Source organism: Pseudomonas sp. CFBP13509 (assembly GCF_005233485.1).
In the GTDB taxonomy this organism is placed as follows: domain Bacteria; phylum Pseudomonadota; class Gammaproteobacteria; order Pseudomonadales; family Pseudomonadaceae; genus Aquipseudomonas; species Aquipseudomonas marginalis.
Genome location: NZ_QGAA01000005.1, coordinates 170,245 through 186,843, shown reverse-complemented (window position 1 = coordinate 186,843; position 16,599 = coordinate 170,245). Strand labels below are relative to the sequence as shown.

Sequence of the window (16,599 nt, the reverse complement as noted above, 5' to 3'; positions counted from 1 at the left end):
GTTAGGTTATTTTCCGCCAGGTAACAATTTCCCTCCTGCCACCCGACAACCGGCTCCATCGTCTCGAAGCTGTTTCACAGATTAGTAACCACAAAAAACCCGGCGAATGCCGGGTTGTAACCACTCATGCCGAAGGCTGGAAATACCCCGCCAACGCCCGCAAGTCCTGCTCACTCAGCAACCCCGCGTAATACTTCAACTGAATCCTGGCCAGCAGATACGCATGTCGCGCATTCGCCAGGTCGCGGCGGGCGGTGAACAGTTGTTGCTCGGCGTCGAGCACGTCGAGGTTGACCCGCTCACCGCCGCTGACGCTCTTTTTGGTCGCAGTGACCAGCGCGGTGGCGGAGCTGACAGCCATCTCGTAGGCACGCACTTTCGCCGCGCCACTGGTGTTGAGGTTGAACTGCTTGCGCAGCTCCACCAGCGTCGCCGAGGTATGTGCGTCCAGCTCGTATTGGGCCTGGGACAGTTGATTGGCCGCCTGGCGCGTAGAGGCCGATACCGACCCGCCGGCAAACAACGGCAGGCTGACCTGGATACCGACGCTGTTGGTGTCGTACTTCTGGTTGTAGCTGCTTTCCGAATCGGAGCTGGTCTGGCGGCTGCTGGCGTACAGGCTGACCTTGGGCATGTGCCCGGCGCGTTTGCGCTCCACTTCGTAGGACGCCACGTCCAGCGCGTGGTGCTGGGACTTGAGTTCTGGATTATTGGCCATGGCCAGTTCGCGCCAGGTTTCGAAGCGGTTGGGCTCCAGGGGCGGGATGTCGAATGGACGGGCCAGGGGTGCCAGCGCTTCGATCTGCAACGGTTGGCCGACAATCGCTTCCAGCTCGCGCAAGGCGCTGTCCTGGGCGTCCAGCGACTCGATTTCCTCTGCCTGGGCCAGGCTCAAGCGCGCCTGGGTTTCCAGTACATCGGTGCGCGTGCCTTCACCGCCTTTGAGCAGACGATCATTGAGTTGCAGGCGTTCGGCATACGCACGTTTCTGCGCACGGCTCAACTCGATGCGTTCCTGCGCCAGCAGCGCCTGGCTGTAGGCGCTGAGCACGCGCACGGCCAGTTCCTGGCTCTTGCCGCGAAAGCGCTCATCGGCCATCAGCGCCTGGGCGGTGCCTTGGCGAAAGCGCGCGTAGGCTTCGTAATCCAGCAACGGCTGCTGCAAGGTCAGGGTCGAGGCATAGCTGCGGTAATCACGGTCGCTGGTGACATCGCCGACGGCGGTGCTTTGGGTAACTTCGGATTCGTTGCGCGAGTTGCTATAGCTCCAGGACAGGTTCGGCAATAACGCTGCACGGCCGATCACGCGGTTCTCTTCACCGGCCTCGCGCTCCTGGATGGCGGCCTGGAAGGTCGGGTCATTGCGCAGGGCGAGGTCGTAGGCGTCGAGCAAACCCAAGGCATGTGCCGCCGGTGTAACGCTCAGGCACAGGGTAAAAAACAGTGCCTTCATTCTTCCACCAAGGCCATGTGGGTACGGTCCAGCAAGGGTTTGAACAGGTAGTTGAGCATCGAACGCTCACCGGTCTTGATGAAGGTTTCCACCGGCATGCCCGGACGAATCCGCACGCCGTCCAGTTGTTGCATGCCCGCCGCACTGACCTGGGCGCGCACGGTGTAATAAGGCTCGTCGGTGCGCTCATCGACCTGGCGGTCGGCGGAGACCAGCGTCACCTCACCGGCCACCCGTGGGGTGGTGGCCTGGTTGAAGGCCGAGAACAGCAACTCCACCGGTAGGCCCGGATGCACTTTGTCGATCATTTGCACCGGCACCCGCGCTTCCACCCACAACGCTTCGCCCTGGGGCACGATGTCCATCAGCGCCTGGCCGGGCTTGATCACCCCGCCTTCGGTGTACACCTCCAACCCCACCACCACCCCCGAGGCCGGCGCCCGCACCAGGCTGTTGGCCAGTTCGAACTCGGCCGAGGCCAGGCGGTTGCGCAGGTCGTCGCTGCGGGTGCGGGTCTCGGCCAACTGACCGCGCAGGTCTTTCTGGAAGTCTTCGCCGAGCTGGCGGATGCGCAGGCGCAGCTCCAGGACCTGGCGCTGCAACTGGCCGATGCGCCCGTAGTCCTCGGCAATGGCGCCGTCGACCTGGGCGTACAGGCGCTCGCTGTCGAGCAGGCGATTGCGCGGGATATAGCCATCGCGCGCCAGCTCGCGCAGGCCTTGCAGTTGTTCATTCAATGCCGCGCGTTGCTGCAGCTTGCTCGCCTGGGAATCCCGCGTGCCACGCAACTGCGCCTCGGCGCCGGCGATGGTTTCGCGCAGGCCTTGCTGCTCGGTGGCCAGCGCCTGGGCGCGGCTGGTGAACAGTTGCCGTTGCAGATTCAGGGTGTTGGCGGCCTCCGGCTCGTTGAGCAATTCAGGACCGAAGGTGATGGCGGGCAGACCTTCGCTTTCCGCACTCAAGCGCGCCTCACTGGCCAGGGACGCCAGGTACTGGCTGCGCAGCGACTGCATCTGCCCGCGCAAGGGCGTCTCCTTCAAGCGCAACAGCACCTGGCCGGCGTTGACCACATCACCGTCACGCACCTCGATACGCTCGACGATGCCCCCGGCAGGATGCTGCACGGTCTTGCGATGGCCAGAGACCATGACCTTGCCCGACACCGCCACGCCCTTGTCCAGCGGCGCCAACGCGGCCCAGCCGATAAATCCGGCAAAGCCGCCGAGCACCAACAACCAGCCCAGGCGCGAATAGTTTTTGTCATCCAGCGCCAACACCGTGTGAGGGCGGTCGCTGACCAGCACCGGCTTACTCATACTCATGCCTGTTTTCCTTCACCGAGGCGGTAGCTCATGCTCAGGGTCGACACCGGTTTGGAGGCTGCCGGTTTCTGCCGCGCCTCCAGCACCCGCGCCGTCGGACCAAAGGCCTGCAACTGGCCGTCCTTGAGGATCAGCAACTGGTCGGTCAGGCTCAGTACATTGGCTTTGTGGGTAATCAGGATCACCGTGCGGCGCTGCTGCTTAAGCTGGGTGATGGCCTGGAGCAGCGCCTGCTCGCCCACTTCGTCAAGGTTGGCGTTGGGCTCATCCAGCACGATCAACGCCGGCAGGCCGTACAGCGCACGGGCCAGGGCCACGCGTTGCTTTTGCCCACCGGACAACCCCGCGCCGCCCTCCCCTAACTGCGTGTCGTAGCCTTGGGGCAGTTGCAGGATCAGGTCATGTACGCCGGCCATTTGCGCGGCGGCCAGGACGTTGTCGGTATCCAGCTCGGCAAACCGTGCGATGTTGTCGGCGATGCTGCCGGCGAACAATTGAATGTCCTGGGGCAGGTAGCCGATGTGCGGGCCGAGTTGCTGTTTGTCCCACTGGGCCAGGTCGGCGCCGTCCAGCCGCACCTTGCCGGCCAGCGGTGCCCAGGCGCCCACCAGCACCCGCGCCAGGGTGGATTTGCCGCAGCCGGAAGGTCCGATCACGCCGAGCACGTCCCCCGCTGGCAGGTTGAACCCCAGGTTCACCAGCGCCGGCCGACGGCTGCCGGGGGCGCAGGCGCTGATGTGCTCGACGCTCAACTGGCCCTTGGGCACCGGCAGGCTCATGCGCGGCGGTCGCGCCGGGTTGGCCGCCAGCAACTGCGACAAGCGCTCGTAGGCCAGGCGCGCCGAGCCCCATTGTTTCCAGACGCCGATCAATTGGTCGATGGGGCTCAGCACCCGCCCCATCAGGATCGAGCCGGCAATCATCATCCCTGGCGTGATATCGCCCTGCACCGCCAGCAACGCGCCCAGGCCGAGTACCAGCGATTGCAACGCCAGGCGCACGCCCTTGGACCAGGCGGTGACGGCGGCGGTCTTTTCACTGGCCAGGTTTTGCTCGGCGAGGAACGCCTGGTGCTGGTGGAACCAACGCCCGCGCAAGGTGGCGAGCATGCCCATGGCTTCGATGCTGTCGGCATTGCGCAGGTTGGCCGTGGCCTGCTGGCTGGCGTGGATGGACAGTTGGCTGGCCTCGGCCATCGGCGCCTGGCTGACATGGTGGTTGATCCACGCCAACGCGATCAGCATCACCGCGCCGCCCAGCGCCAGCAGGCCAAGCCAGGGGTGGAACAGGAAGATCACCAGCAGGTACACCGGAAACCACGGCGCATCGAAAAACGCGAACAGCGCCTGGCCGGTGGCAAACTGGCGCAAGGTGGTCAGGTCATGCAACGCCTGGCCTGCCGCCTGGGTGCCGCCCTTGAGTTGCGCTTCGAACGCGGCGTCGTAGACCCGCTGGTTCAGGCGCATGTCCATCTGCGTGCCGAGGCGGATCACCACCTGGCTGCGCACCCACTCCAGCGCGCCCATCAGGCCGAACAGGCCGAGGATCATCAACGTCAGCATGAGCAGGGTCATCTGATTGCCCGAGGCCAGCACCCGGTCGTACACCTGCAGCATGTACAACGCCGGGGCCAGCATCAGCAGGTTGATCACCGCCGAGAACAGGCCGATGTTGAAGAAGCCACTTTTATAGGCCGTGAGGGCGGCCAGGGTTTCGTTGCCGGCGTGGCGCATCTGGGGATTCTCGTGGGGTTGAACGTGCAGCGTCGCCGCGTTGACAGCCGATACGACGCTGCGCAGAATTCGGCACCGCCGTCGCCGGAAGAGTTAGAAGGCTTGGGCGACGGCGGTGTAATGCAGCGAATGGGAGAGCGATCTTCCATTCGCTTTTTCATGCAGCAGCAGGTTCAGGCGGCGAGTGCCCAGTCCTGTGCCGCGTCCTGCACGCCCACCAGGGCAACATCGGTGGACACTGCGCTGGCGTGTGCCGCCAGGCCCGCAGACACTTCGTCGAAGGTGCTGGCAGTGGACAGGCCGAAGTCGTCGAGCAGGTTGTTGAGCACGGTTTCCAGCGCGGCGGTGTTGCCCTGCATCAAACCGTAGATCACGCTCTGTACGTCGTTGCCAGCCCGGCCGGCGCCCTCGGCGGCGCTCAGGTCGAGGCCGTTGAACGCGACCTTGAAGTCGCTCAGGGAGAAGTCGCTGCCACTGCCGCCGCCCAGGCCTGTACCCAGTTGCACGTTATCCAGGTCGCCCCACAGGTAGTGGTTCAGGTTGCTGCTGGCGGGCAACGACGGGTTGAACACATAGTGCAGGCCATTGCTGGTGTCGCTGTCGGCGATGAACGCGTACTCGGAGTTGTTGGCGCCGTGGGTCGAATACTGGTCGCCGCTGAGGGTGCCGTTGCTGAAACCGCCGGTGTTGCTGGTGCCGTGCCCTGCAGTGTTGAACCCCACTGCCCAGGAGCTCAGGTAGTCCGATACCGACAGAGAACCCAGGCCCGAATCGTAGCTAACAGAAATAGTCATCGCTAAACCTCGTTAAACAACGTTGTTGATGAGCACGCCGGTGCGGCGCGCCTTTTTGCCCACCCATGGGCAAAACCGTTGATCAGGTGCCTGCGCACGCTGATCAGAATTTGTATTCCAACATGCCGCTCAGGGTTCGCCCGCGCGCCAGGCTGAGGTTGTTGGCGTCGCCCATGGCGACGAAATAGGCTTCATCGGTGGCGTTTTCCAACGCCAGTGCAATGTTCAGTTGATCCGTCATCCAGTAACTGGCGTACAGGTCATAGAGCGTGTACTTGGGCCACATCGCCTGATCCATCAGCTCGTAGCCCTGCTGATTGAGGTTTTCGCCGTTGCCCGAGCTGTAGCGCACACGCACACCCGTATCCAGGCGTTTTTCCATGAAGCGCGTACCCAGGGTCAGCGAGCCGCGATCGGCCGGCATGTACGTGGCGTTACCCATGATTCGCCCGCAGCTTTCCTTGTTGTTGGCGACGTCGTCATCCAACACCTCATAGGTGGTGACCGGCCGTATGCCGATGCGCCCATCCGGCAGGGTGAAACGCTCCAGGCGAGTAGTCCTTGGCCCGGTGGTCTTGGCACCGCCCATGTAATAGTTCTTCGAGCAGAATTCATTGCTGCCGATCATGTGGGTGTAGCTGAGGTTGGCGTACGCGCGGCCCATGTCGTAATGGAGCTGGTATTCAACCCCGCGAAAACGTGTCGGGTTGGTGTTATTGACGTAAGCCATGGTCCCGAGGAATCCACCCACCTGGGTTTCCGGCAAGCTGACGCTGGTGTTGAGGAAAGAGAAGTTTTCGATCCGGGTATCGAAGTACGCCACCTTCATGCCGAGGCGATCGTCACTGAAAAACAAGCCTTCCTTGAAAACATTCATGCCCACTTCCCAATCCCGTGACTCTTCAGGCTTGAGGTAGGGGTTGGGAAATACGCGCTCTCCCGAACCGCCACCGTGGGGTCGGCCGGTCATGAAGGTTTCGGTCACCGCCGGTGGCCGCCAGCCCTTGCCCCACCGGGTATAGAGCTGCAGCCAGTCCACGCCCGGTTTCACCGCGAGACCGAAGGTGGGGGAAAACTGGCCTTCTTCACGGTCGACCTCCATCACTTCCGAGACGCGCCTGGCGCCGACAAGGCTGTTGTAGAAGCGATCACGCCGGTACAGGGTCATGCCGGTTTCGCCTTCGAGCCGATAGCGGTCATAACGCAAGCCCGCATCCAGGGCCAGCCAGCCGCCATATTCGTACTGCGCGTTGTTGAACAGGCTGGCAATGGTGCGTTTGCCCCCTGGCGTGCTGCCCTCTGCGTAAGGCAACAAGCCCAGGTTGTTGGTGGCTTCAACTTTGTTGGTGCGGGGCTTGAACTCGTCCTGATACAGCTCCACCCCGTAGTTCCAGGTGACATGCCCCTGTTCGCCGAAATCAAACCGCGAGGTGTTGTCACCCTGCAGGCCCCAGGTGTCGGTCTGAAAGTGATCGGTGTAGGCGCCGACGTAGTTACCGGTACCTGGCGACGACAGGTTGGGGGCGTTGCTGCGATCCATCTGGGTGGTGACGTAATAGAGCTTGGCCTTGAGATCGATCAGCGGGTTGTCCGGGCTATAGCTGTAGTCCAGCGCGACGTTTTTGGCGTTGAGGTTGTTTTTGCTGGTGCGTACGTAGTAGGTGCTCTGAAGGTCGTTGGCGATATAGCCCCAGGCATCGTTACTGTCGGTGTCGGTTTCCAGGTAGCTCAACTGCACGCGCTGGTCGTTGGGCAGGTTCAGGCCGAACTTGACGATCTGCGAGCGGGTCACGCTGCCGGTGTCGCCGACTTCGCTGTTCAACCAGTCGTCGAAGGCCGCAGGGGCAGATGACCTGGCGCGCAGGTTGGTGCCCAGGTTGTCGTCGTTGTGCCTGCCGGCGCGGTAGTTACCGAAATGCCGCTCGCTGTAGCCCAGCACGACATCGCCGCGCTCATCACCAAAGGCAAACACGCCACTGCCGTTGAAGTCGGTGCCGTTACCCAGCTCACCGATGCCGCTGCCGGCGCGAAGGCGGCCGCCGTAGTCCTTGCCGTCCTTGAGGAACTCACTGGCATCCAGGGTCTTGAACGAAGCAATGCCGCCCAGCACGGCCGCACCGCCTTGCCCCGACTGGCTGCCCTTGTCGATCTCGATGCTGGAGATGAACTCCGGGTCGATCAGCATGGTGCCGTTGCGCTGCTGGTGGCCGTTGACGTTGAAGTTCTGGCGCATGCCGTCGATGTTCATGTTCACCCGGCCATAGTCCTGCACACCGCGAATATTCACCGACAGACCAGGGTCGCGCTGGTTGACGGCGGTGTAGACGCCGGCGGTTTCTTCGAGCATGTCGGCGGCATGACGGGGCGGACGTTTATCGATCATGTCGCGGCTGATCACCGCCACGGACTTTGGGGTCTGGTACACCCAGTCGCTGGCCTGGCCGTTGGTGTTGCCGGTGATGGTGGTGGTGCCCACGGTCATGGCGCCGTCGTGGTCGTCGCTGACACGGTTGAGGGTGACCTGGCGCTCACCGGTAAAGCGATATTCCACCGGCGTGGCACCGAGCAAACGGCCAAGCCCTTCCTGCACGCTGAAGCTGCCTTTGAGCGCGGTGCTGCTCAAGCCTTGCAGGCGCGGGCTGTCGAACAGCACCTGCAGACCGGCCTGGTCGGCAAAGGCCAATACGGCACTGCCCAAGGATTGCGCCGGGACATCGAACACCCGCACCGCCGACTGGGAAGCGTCCACCTGAGGCTGCACCGCATACACGGGAGCGGCCGCGGCGAACAGCCCCAAGTGGATGGCCAGGGCTAACCGGCTACCGGTGATACGCCCCTTGGTGAGTGCTGACATTTCTGGTTTCCCTGCGCTGATCGTATGTTTGTTTATGCGAATGCTTCTCACCTAGCAAGACGTACGAGGCGCAGGAAGTCAGTAAGGTTTTTTAAAAAGTTTTTGCGCAGGGGGTTTTAAGCGGGTGAGAGCAGGCCTCCCACCGGGTCATCAATAGATCAGGCTGAGGCCTGCCAGGTCCAAGCGTTGCACTTGGAGTTCCTGGGTGAGCGTTCCGAGGGCGCTGTCGAGCATGTCGAGACGGAAGACGCCGCTGACTTCGCGCTCGCCCAAATCGGAATGGGTCAACACCACCCGCCCCGGACGGTAGCGATTGAGCTGCTCAATAACCTTGGCCAGGGGCTGGCGATCAAAGATCAGCACGCCGCGTCGCCAACTGGTGGCACGGTCTACATCGAATTGATCCAGGGGCACCACCCCCTCCTGGGCGTTGTAGCTAGCAGCCTGGCCCTCCTGGAGCACCCGATCGCTCGGGCCTTTTTTCGGCGAAGCGTGCAAAGACACCTCGACGCTGTGCTGCAACACGCCCACCCAAGCACCGCGGTCGGCCTCGCGCTCCACCACAAACCGCGTGCCCAGCGCCCGCGTCTGCCCGCCGGCGCTCTGTACCACGAACGGACGGGTCTCCTGACCCACCATCGGCGCCACATCAAAAATCGCCGAGCCCTGGATCAGGCTGATACGCCGCTGCACGCCGTCGTAATCCAGGCGGATGGCACTGGCGGAATCCAGCTCCACCGTGCTGCCATCGGCCAAGTGCACGGTGCGTACCTCGCCCTTTTGGGTGACATAGTCGGCCTGCATGCGCAGCCAGGCGTCCGGCCCGCGCAGCCAGCCGACGCCGGCCACCACCACGACCAGCGCGACCGCCGCCGCACGCTGCCAGGGCCTGCGCCGCAGGGAGCGACGCACAGGCAGCGCTGCGGTCGCGGGGCGCTGGCGGTGAACGGTCTCGTCCTTATGCACCTCGCCCAACGCCGCCCAGGTCTGTTCGGCAAAGCGCAGCGCCGCTTCGTGGCGGCTGTCGCAGGCGATCCACTGGCGCAGCTCGGCCTGCTCCTGGTCGGTCAGGGCACCGGCGTGCAGGCGCACCGCCCACTCGGCGGCCTCCTCGGTAATGCTGTGCTGTTGCGGACCCTGGCTATTCACGTGTGAATCTCGAATTTTTCGTTATATGACGCTGTGACGTCTGAGCTGAGGTTTTTCCGTAATTCATTCGTCGGCTGGCTCCACCTCGCCGTCCTGCAAGCGCTGCATCACATATGCCAGCGCCTTGGCCAGGTGCTTTTGCACGGAGCTGTCGGAGATATCCAAATGCCGGGCGACCTGGGCGTGGGTCATGCCCTCTATACGGTTCAGACGGAAGATCTGCTGGGTGCGTTCCGGCAATTCCGCCAACGCCTGCTTCAATGCCTGTCGCTGTTGCTGCGCCATTGCCTGAGCCTCCAACCCGGCCACTTCATCTTCAATCTCGGCCAGCGCCTCATGGGGCACGGAGTCTGTCTTGCGCCGCGCTTCCTGGCGAATATGGTCGATCAGCAGATTGCTCGCCGTTCGATAGAGATAGCCCTGGGAGTTGTCGATACGCTCGCCGGCGGGTTTTTCCGCCAGGCGCAGGAAGCTCTCCTGCACCAGGTCGGCCGCCAACTGCGGGTCCCGTACCTTGCGCGCCAGATACCCGCGCAGGGTATCGGCGTGCTTGAGAAACAGGCCTTTGAGATCCACGTCCGACAAACCGACTCCCTGGAATGTAAAGGAAACAGGCGGGCATCTTAAGCGTTGTCGAGAATGATTTTCAATTGATATCTAATCTGATTCGAGGGCCGGACACGTCTGATTAACGGTTCGGTAATCGAACACATCTGCCGTCATCAATTGACCAAATTAACTAACCAGTACATTTTATCCCCACAACCAACAAGAACTGTGGAGATCCCCCGTATGCCGCCCATCGTGCTGGTGCTCAACGGCCCCAACCTCAACCTGCTCGGCACCCGCGAACCCGCGACCTACGGCCATGAAACCCTGGCCGACGTCGCTGCCCTGTGCGGCCGCAGCGCCGAACAACTGGGGCTCAAAATCGAATTCCGCCAGACCAACCACGAAGGCGAACTGCTGGACTGGATCCACGGCGCCCGCGCCCGCTGCGCCGGTATCGTGATCAACCCGGCAGCCTGGACCCACACCTCGGTGGCGATTCGCGATGCCCTGGTGGCCAGTGAAGTGCCGGTGATCGAGGTGCACTTATCCAATGTGCATGCGCGCGAGGCGTTTCGGCATCACTCGTTTGTGTCGCCCATCGCCAAGGCGGTGCTCGCGGGCTTTGGCAGCCATGGCTACCACTTGGCCCTGGAACATTTCAGCCAGTTGTTGAAGGGGTCGGCCCGATGAAACCGCGCATCCTCGCCGGCCTGATCGGCGCCGGCATCCAGGCTTCCCGCACCCCTGCGCTGCATGAGCAGGAAGGCGACGCCCAAGGCTTGCGCTACCTGTATCGCCTGATTGACCTTGAGCCCCTGCACCTGGACATCAACGCCCTGCCCGACCTGCTGGAGGCTGCCGAGTTGATGCACTTCACCGGGTTGAACATTACCTACCCGTGCAAGCAGGCAATCCTGCCGTTGCTCGATGATTTGTCCGACGAGGCCCGAGGCATCGGCGCGGTCAACACCGTGGTGTTCAAGGACGGCAAGCGCATCGGCCATAACACCGACTGCCTGGGATTTGCCGAAGGCTTTCGCCGCAACCTCAACGATGTGCCGCGCCAACGCGTGGTGCAGATGGGCGCGGGCGGTGCCGGCGCAGCGGTGGCACATGCGCTATTGGCAGAAGGTGTGGAGCACTTGAGTATTTTCGACGTGGACGCCAGCCGCGCCCGCGACCTTGTGGATAACCTCGCCCAGCGTTTCGGCGCCGGCCGCGCCCAGGTCGGCACCCACCTTGAAAACGCCATGGCCGAGGCCTATGGCTTGGTCAACACCACGCCCATGGGCATGGCCAAGCTGCCCGGCACACCGGTGCCCGCGGCCCTGCTGAGAGCCGAACTGTGGGTGGCTGAAATTGTGTACTTCCCGCTGGAAACCGAACTGCTGCGCGATGCCCGCGCCTTGGGCTGCCGCACCCTGGATGGCGGCAACATGGCGGTGTTCCAGGCGGTGAAGGCGTTTGAACTGTTCAGTGGCGAGGTGCCGGATGCGCAGCGGATGCTCGCGCACTTCAAGAGCATGAACAGCTGAAATGTGGGAGGGCAAGCGCCCTCCCCCATTGGGTCAGGCGGTGTACTCAGGCCTGCAGGTAGCGCAGCACCGATTCGCAAATCATCTCGCGATGCCGTTGTTTAACCGCCTCATCCGACAGGTCGATCTGAAAGATCTCACTGAACGTATGGCGATTGGACACCCGGTAAAAGCTGAATGAGTTGATCAGCAGGTGCACGTCCAACGGTTCCAGCCCTTCGCGAAACAGCCCCATCTCGGCGCCCCGGCGCAACGTCACCCCTAGCCCCTCGAGGATTTTGCTGTTCATCGCCTTGATGGTTTCGGTGCGTTTCACGTACTCGGCATTGTGGATATTTTCGATGCTGACGATTCGCACGAAATCGACGTTCTGATCGTGGTGATCGAAGGTGAACTCCACCAGCCGCCGGATCGCCTCACGCGGTTCCAGGGCGGTGAGGTTCATCCGCGTTTCGGTGTTGCGAATATCGCCGTAGAGCTTCTCCAGCACCTCGACGTACAACTGCTCCTTGCTGCCGAAGTAGTAATAGATCATGCGTTTGGAGGTATGGATGCGCTCGGCGATGGCATCCACGCGAGCGCCGGACAGGCCCTGCTGAACAAACTCGACGATGGCTTCCTGGAGAATGTTCTCGCGGGTCTTTTCCGGGTTGTTCTTACGACTCTTGCGCGGTGCGTCTGACACCGCGGGGAGTTCGGGACTTGAGGTCATGGTGCGCTCACGGCCATTTTTATTGTGCAGGCCGCGATTATGGGCCGAGGCGTCTTACGAAGGAAGCACCTGGCCCACCGTTATAAACGCGCCTGGCGCACCGCGCCGCTGCGGGATTTGGCCATCGCCGCCAGGCGCACCGCTACGTTGGCCGCGCCGTAGCCGGCGTAACCGTTCTTGCGTTGGATGATCTCGAAGAAAAACCGTCCTTCGAAGGGCTCGGTGTACACATGAAACAACTCACCGCCCTGGGCGTCACGGTCGTACAACACGTTGTAGTACGCCAGTTCGCTGAGGAACTCATCATCGAAATCAAAGCGCGCGGCCAGGTCATCGTAGTAGTTGAGCGGAATATCCAGCAGCGGCACCCCGGCCTCCTTGGCACGGCGCACTTCGGCAAAAATATCCGCGCAGTCAAAGGCAATGTGATGCACACCCGAGCCGCGATAGCTCGAGAGCGCGTGGGAAATCGCGGTGTTGCGGTTCTCGGAAATATTCAGCGGCAAGCGAATCGAGCTGCAACGGCTGCGCAGCGCACGGCTCTTCACCAGGCCGTAAGGGTCGGGCAGCACCACTTCGTCATCGGCTTCGAAATCCAGCAGGCTCTTGTAGAACAGCACCCAGCTGTCGAGGCTGTCGGCCGGCAAGGCCATGGCCATATGGTCGATGCGCAGCAAACCACCGCCGGCAGCGCTGGACGCTTGCAGATTGAAGTCGGTGTCGTAGATCCCCCCCTCACTCTGATCCACCAGGTAAATCAGGCTACCGTCCGGCGCACGTACTGCCGCCAGCTCCAACTCGTTGGGCCCGACCAGGCCGCGATAGGGCTGGCCCTTGTAGGCCACCGCCCGTTCCAGGGCCTTGGCGCTGTCCTTGACCCGAATCGCCGTGGCGCACAACGACGGCCCATGGGCCTCGAAAAAGTTATGCGCGAAGGAATAGGGTTCGCAGTTGAGGATCAGGTTGATGTCGCCCTGGCGCAGCAGGCTCACGCTCTTGGAGCGGTGCTGGCCGGCCTTGACGAAACCCAGGCGTTCCAGCCAATGGGTGAGCTTGGCGCCGAGGTTTTCATCCACGGCGAACTCAAGGAACTCAATACCGTCGTATTCGCTGGCCGCCGGGGTATCAAACAGAATCTCGACAGGTTGCGCGGGGGCCTCCTGTTGCAGGCGCTCGCGGGTTTTCTCTTCCAGGTACAGCAGGGAGCGCAGGCCATCCGCCGCATTCGCGCGGGTTGGGGCGGCGCGAAAGCCATCGTTGAAAATTTCCAGGGACAACGGCCCGGTGTAGCCGCTCTTGATGATCGGCGCGAGGAACCCCGCCAAGTCGAATTCACCCTGGCCGGGGAAGCAGCGAAAATGCCGGCTCCACTCCAGCACATCCATGGCCAGGATCGGCGCGTCGGCCATTTGCACAAAGAAGATCTTGTCGCCGGGGATCTGCGCGATGGCACTCGGGTCGCCCTTGAGCGACAGCGTGTGGAAGCTGTCGAGCAACACCCCAAGGCTCGGGTGATCGACCTGGCGCACCAGGTTCCACACCTGCTGCCAGGTGTTCACATGCTTGCCCCAGGCCAACGCTTCATAACCAATGCGCAGGCCGCGACGGCCGGCGTGTTCGGCCAACAGGCCGAGGTCGTCGAGCAGGATGCGTTCATCCCCGACGCAATCGGCCGAAGCGTTACTGCACACCAGCACCAGGTCGGTGCCCAGTTCCTGCATCAGGTCGAACTTGCGCTCGGCGCGCTCCAGGTTGCGCGCCAAGCGATCGCGGCGGCAGCCTTCAAAGTCGCGAAACGGCTGGAACAAGGTGATGGCAATGCCGAGGTCGGCGCACATCTGCCTAACTTCCCGAGGGCTGCCGTCGTAATACAACAGGTCGTTCTCGAAGATCTCAACCCCATCGAACCCGGCGGCGGCAATGGCTTCGAGCTTCTCCGGCAGGGTACCGCTCAAAGACACGGTGGCGATGGAACGTTGCATGGGTGACTCCCGGCAATTGTTGTTTATGGCAAATTATTCGCCCCCAGACTACCCGCAGCAATTAAAATGTACGAACCGGTTAGTTTTTGGTGCGATTATCGAACACTAAGCCTCTTTGGCGAATTGACGATTTTTTAGCCACTGCGCACCATCAATCACGCAGCGACACCCAAAAGAAGACCCACAACACCTCATAAAAATTTCAAAAAACGGGTACAACCACATGCCTTCGCAAAATTCCGCCCTGGCCGCGCGCCCGGGCACCCCGCACGCCGGCATCGGCGACAAGATCCGCGGCGCCATGGCCGTGGGTAAAACCCGCTGGGGCATGCTGGCCCTGGTGTTCTTCGCCACCACCCTCAACTACATCGACCGCGCCGCCCTGGGCGTGATGCAACCGATCCTGGCCAAGGAAATGAGCTGGACGGCGATGGACTACGCCAACATCAACTTCTGGTTCCAGGTCGGCTACGCCATCGGCTTCGTGCTGCAAGGCCGACTCATCGACCGCGTGGGCGTCAAGCGCGTGTTCTTCTGCGCCGTACTGTTGTGGAGCCTGGCCACTGGCGCCCATGGCTTGGCCACTTCGGCGGTCGGTTTTATGGTCTGCCGCTTTATCCTCGGGCTGACCGAAGCCGCCAACTACCCGGCCTGCGTGAAGACCACCCGCCTGTGGTTCCCCGCCGGTGAGCGTGCGGTGGCCACCGGTATCTTCAACGCCGGTACCAACGTCGGCGCGATGATGACGCCGATGCTGCTGCCGTTGATCCTGCATGTGTGGGGCTGGCAGGCTGCGTTCCTGTGCATGGCGTCGCTGGGCGCGATCTGGCTGGTGTTCTGGGGCTTGAAGTACTACAACCCGGAAGACCACCCGAGCGTTAAACAATCCGAACTGGACTACGTGCAACGGGAAGTCGAACCGGAACAACCCGGCGTACCGTTCAGCCGCATCCTGCGCATGCGCGGCACCTGGGCCTTTGCCATCGCTTATGCACTCACCGCACCGGTGTTCTGGTTCTACCTGTATTGGCTGCCGCCGTTCCTGAACCAGCAATACAACCTGGGCATCAACGTGACCCAGATGGGTATCCCGCTGATCATCATCTATCTGACCGCCGACTTCGGCAGTGTGGGCGGGGGGATTCTGTCTTCGTTCCTGATCGGTCGGGGGATGAACTCGATCAAGGCGCGGTTGCTGTCAATGCTGCTGTTTGCCTGCTGCATCGTCGGCGTGATCATGGCGGCCGGTTCCAGCCAGCTGTGGGTCGCGGTGTTTGCCATTTCCCTGGCCATCGGTGCGCACCAGGCGTGGACCGCCAACATCTGGAGCCTGGTGATGGACTACACGCCCAAGCACATGATGAGCACGGTGTTCGGTTTCGGCGGCATGTGCGCGGCCATCGGCGGCATGTTCATGACCCAGATCGTCGGCCACATCCTCACCGTGACCAACAACAACTACACCGTGTTGTTCACCCTGATCCCGGCGATGTACTTCATTGCGCTGACCTGGATGTACTTCATGGCACCGCGCAAGATTCCGACCGTAGACGCCTGATCACCTGCGCCGCTGCTGCCAGGCAGCGGCCAGACCGCTCATGCAGATCACCCCGATGCCGACCACCGTGGTCACATCGGGGGTATGGTTGAACACCAGCCAGCCCAACAACCCCGCGAAGACGATCTGGCAATAGCCGAACGGCGCCAGCAAGGCCGGTGCCGCGAAGCGAAACGCCTGGGTCAGCATCAAGTGCGCGGTCATCCCACAGGTGCCCAGCGCCAGCATCAACACGCCATGCCACAGCGTGGGAACCTGCCAGAAGAACGGCACCATCGCACTCATCACCAAGGTATTGCACAGCCCGGCGAAGAAGTTGCTGGTGGTGGGCGTGTCGTATTGGCTGAGGATGCGCGTAAGCAGTTGGTAGAAGCAGAAGAACAGCGCCGAGCACAGCGGCAGTAACACCGCGGGCGTGAACAACTCACCGCCTGGGTGAATGATCACCAGCACGCCGACGAAACCGCAGATCACCGCCAGCCATTGGCCGCGTGTCACGTGTTCGCCAAGCAGCGGCACCGACAGTGCCGTCACCAGGATCGGCGCGAGGAAGTTCACCGCCGTGGCTTCCGCCAACGGGATGTAATGCAGCGCCGTGGTGAAAAACAGGCTGGTGCCCAACAGGCACAAGGCCCGCACCACCTGCATCCCCGGGCGTTTACTGCGCAGCACGCGCAGCCCTGATTGCGGCAGGAAAATCCCGGCCATCAGCAAGGTGTGCACCACGTAGCGCACCCACACCACCATCACGATCGGGTAGAACCCGGCCAGGTATTTGGACAAGGCATCGTGGCTGGAGAACAGGAATGTCGCCAACACGATCAGCAAAATGCCTTTGAAAGGATGGTTGACGCCGGAAAGGGGGGTGCTGACAGTCATGGAATTCTCTTGCGTGGCGAGCGGAACGCTGAGCACTGAACGAAACAGCGCTCAACCCGGTAATCTAGCAGCCGGG

General features: G+C 62.3%; 13 protein-coding genes. 3 read left to right on the top strand and 10 right to left on the bottom strand.

Going from position 1 to position 16,599, the window contains the following annotated elements; genetic code table 11:
- Positions 1 to 124 precede the first annotated feature (124 nt).
- The 7 genes from PspCFBP13509_RS10685 to PspCFBP13509_RS10655 all read right to left on the bottom strand — a co-directional run bounded on the left by PspCFBP13509_RS10685 (position 125) and on the right by PspCFBP13509_RS10655 (position 9,890).
- Positions 125 to 1,453: a TolC family outer membrane protein gene (locus tag PspCFBP13509_RS10685; protein WP_137212009.1), complete on the bottom strand. Its 1,329-nt coding sequence runs from the start codon at positions 1,451 to 1,453 to the stop codon at positions 125 to 127.
- A complete protein-coding gene (locus PspCFBP13509_RS10680) occupies positions 1,450 to 2,775 on the bottom strand; it encodes an HlyD family type I secretion periplasmic adaptor subunit (RefSeq protein ID WP_137212008.1) in 1,326 nt (441 codons plus the stop codon). Before PspCFBP13509_RS10680 ends, PspCFBP13509_RS10685 begins: the two co-directional genes overlap by 4 nt.
- The gene (locus tag PspCFBP13509_RS10675; protein WP_137212007.1) at positions 2,772 to 4,508 is read right to left on the bottom strand and encodes a type I secretion system permease/ATPase; all 1,737 of its coding nucleotides are present in this window, start codon (positions 4,506 to 4,508) and stop codon (positions 2,772 to 2,774) included. The genes PspCFBP13509_RS10680 and PspCFBP13509_RS10675 overlap by 4 nt, the downstream gene beginning before the upstream one ends.
- 173 nt (positions 4,509 to 4,681) lie before the next feature.
- Positions 4,682 to 5,302: a heme acquisition protein HasA gene (locus tag PspCFBP13509_RS10670; protein ID WP_137212006.1), complete on the bottom strand. Its 621-nt coding sequence runs from the start codon at positions 5,300 to 5,302 to the stop codon at positions 4,682 to 4,684.
- A gap of 103 nt (positions 5,303 to 5,405) precedes the next feature.
- Complete coding sequence (locus tag PspCFBP13509_RS10665) at positions 5,406 to 8,156, bottom strand: TonB-dependent receptor (protein ID WP_137212005.1); 2,751 nt, start codon at positions 8,154 to 8,156, stop codon at positions 5,406 to 5,408.
- 150 nt (positions 8,157 to 8,306) lie between these two features.
- A complete protein-coding gene (locus PspCFBP13509_RS10660; protein WP_137212004.1) occupies positions 8,307 to 9,305 on the bottom strand; it encodes a FecR family protein in 999 nt (332 codons plus the stop codon).
- A 63-nt stretch (positions 9,306 to 9,368) separates the two neighbouring features.
- A complete protein-coding gene (locus PspCFBP13509_RS10655; protein WP_065925006.1) occupies positions 9,369 to 9,890 on the bottom strand; it encodes an RNA polymerase sigma factor in 522 nt (173 codons plus the stop codon).
- 207 nt (positions 9,891 to 10,097) lie between these two features.
- Between PspCFBP13509_RS10655 and aroQ the strand changes: the two genes are divergently transcribed.
- Positions 10,098 to 10,547 (top strand): type II 3-dehydroquinate dehydratase, encoded by a 450-nt coding sequence (gene aroQ, locus PspCFBP13509_RS10650; RefSeq protein WP_010206717.1) that lies wholly within the window; start codon positions 10,098 to 10,100, stop codon positions 10,545 to 10,547.
- Entirely contained in the window at positions 10,544 to 11,392 is an 849-nt protein-coding gene (locus tag PspCFBP13509_RS10645) for a shikimate dehydrogenase (RefSeq protein ID WP_137212003.1), read from the top strand. The genes aroQ and PspCFBP13509_RS10645 overlap by 4 nt, the downstream gene beginning before the upstream one ends.
- Positions 11,393 to 11,438: 46 nt before the next feature.
- Here the strand turns inward: PspCFBP13509_RS10645 and PspCFBP13509_RS10640 are convergent, their stop codons facing one another.
- On the bottom strand, positions 11,439 to 12,104 hold the full coding sequence (locus PspCFBP13509_RS10640; RefSeq protein ID WP_027605289.1) for a TetR/AcrR family transcriptional regulator: 666 nt from the start codon (positions 12,102 to 12,104) through the stop codon (positions 11,439 to 11,441).
- Between the two features lie 80 nt (positions 12,105 to 12,184).
- Positions 12,185 to 14,086 (bottom strand): 3-dehydroshikimate dehydratase QuiC, encoded by a 1,902-nt coding sequence (gene quiC, locus PspCFBP13509_RS10635; RefSeq protein ID WP_027605288.1) that lies wholly within the window; start codon positions 14,084 to 14,086, stop codon positions 12,185 to 12,187.
- A 223-nt stretch (positions 14,087 to 14,309) separates the two neighbouring features.
- On the opposite strand from quiC, the gene PspCFBP13509_RS10630 reads away from it, so the two are divergent.
- The gene (locus PspCFBP13509_RS10630) at positions 14,310 to 15,644 is read left to right on the top strand and encodes an MFS transporter (protein WP_065925004.1); all 1,335 of its coding nucleotides are present in this window, start codon (positions 14,310 to 14,312) and stop codon (positions 15,642 to 15,644) included.
- Here PspCFBP13509_RS10630 and PspCFBP13509_RS10625 read toward each other — a convergent pair whose 3' ends face one another.
- On the bottom strand, positions 15,645 to 16,523 hold the full coding sequence (locus PspCFBP13509_RS10625) for a DMT family transporter (protein ID WP_065925003.1): 879 nt from the start codon (positions 16,521 to 16,523) through the stop codon (positions 15,645 to 15,647).
- Positions 16,524 to 16,599 lie beyond the last annotated feature (76 nt).

Coding starts and splice junctions, on each gene's coding strand:
- PspCFBP13509_RS10685 (WP_137212009.1), bottom strand. CDS start 1,453: ATGAAGGCACTGTTTTTTACCCTGTGCCTGAGCGTTACACCGGCGGCA.
- PspCFBP13509_RS10680 (WP_137212008.1), bottom strand. CDS start 2,775: ATGAGTATGAGTAAGCCGGTGCTGGTCAGCGACCGCCCTCACACGGTG.
- PspCFBP13509_RS10675 (WP_137212007.1), bottom strand. CDS start 4,508: ATGCGCCACGCCGGCAACGAAACCCTGGCCGCCCTCACGGCCTATAAA.
- PspCFBP13509_RS10670 (WP_137212006.1), bottom strand. CDS start 5,302: ATGACTATTTCTGTTAGCTACGATTCGGGCCTGGGTTCTCTGTCGGTA.
- PspCFBP13509_RS10665 (WP_137212005.1), bottom strand. CDS start 8,156: ATGTCAGCACTCACCAAGGGGCGTATCACCGGTAGCCGGTTAGCCCTG.
- aroQ (WP_010206717.1), top strand. CDS start 10,098: ATGCCGCCCATCGTGCTGGTGCTCAACGGCCCCAACCTCAACCTGCTC.
- PspCFBP13509_RS10645 (WP_137212003.1), top strand. CDS start 10,544: ATGAAACCGCGCATCCTCGCCGGCCTGATCGGCGCCGGCATCCAGGCT.
- PspCFBP13509_RS10640 (WP_027605289.1), bottom strand. CDS start 12,104: ATGACCTCAAGTCCCGAACTCCCCGCGGTGTCAGACGCACCGCGCAAG.
- quiC (WP_027605288.1), bottom strand. CDS start 14,086: ATGCAACGTTCCATCGCCACCGTGTCTTTGAGCGGTACCCTGCCGGAG.
- PspCFBP13509_RS10630 (WP_065925004.1), top strand. CDS start 14,310: ATGCCTTCGCAAAATTCCGCCCTGGCCGCGCGCCCGGGCACCCCGCAC.
- PspCFBP13509_RS10625 (WP_065925003.1), bottom strand. CDS start 16,523: ATGACTGTCAGCACCCCCCTTTCCGGCGTCAACCATCCTTTCAAAGGC.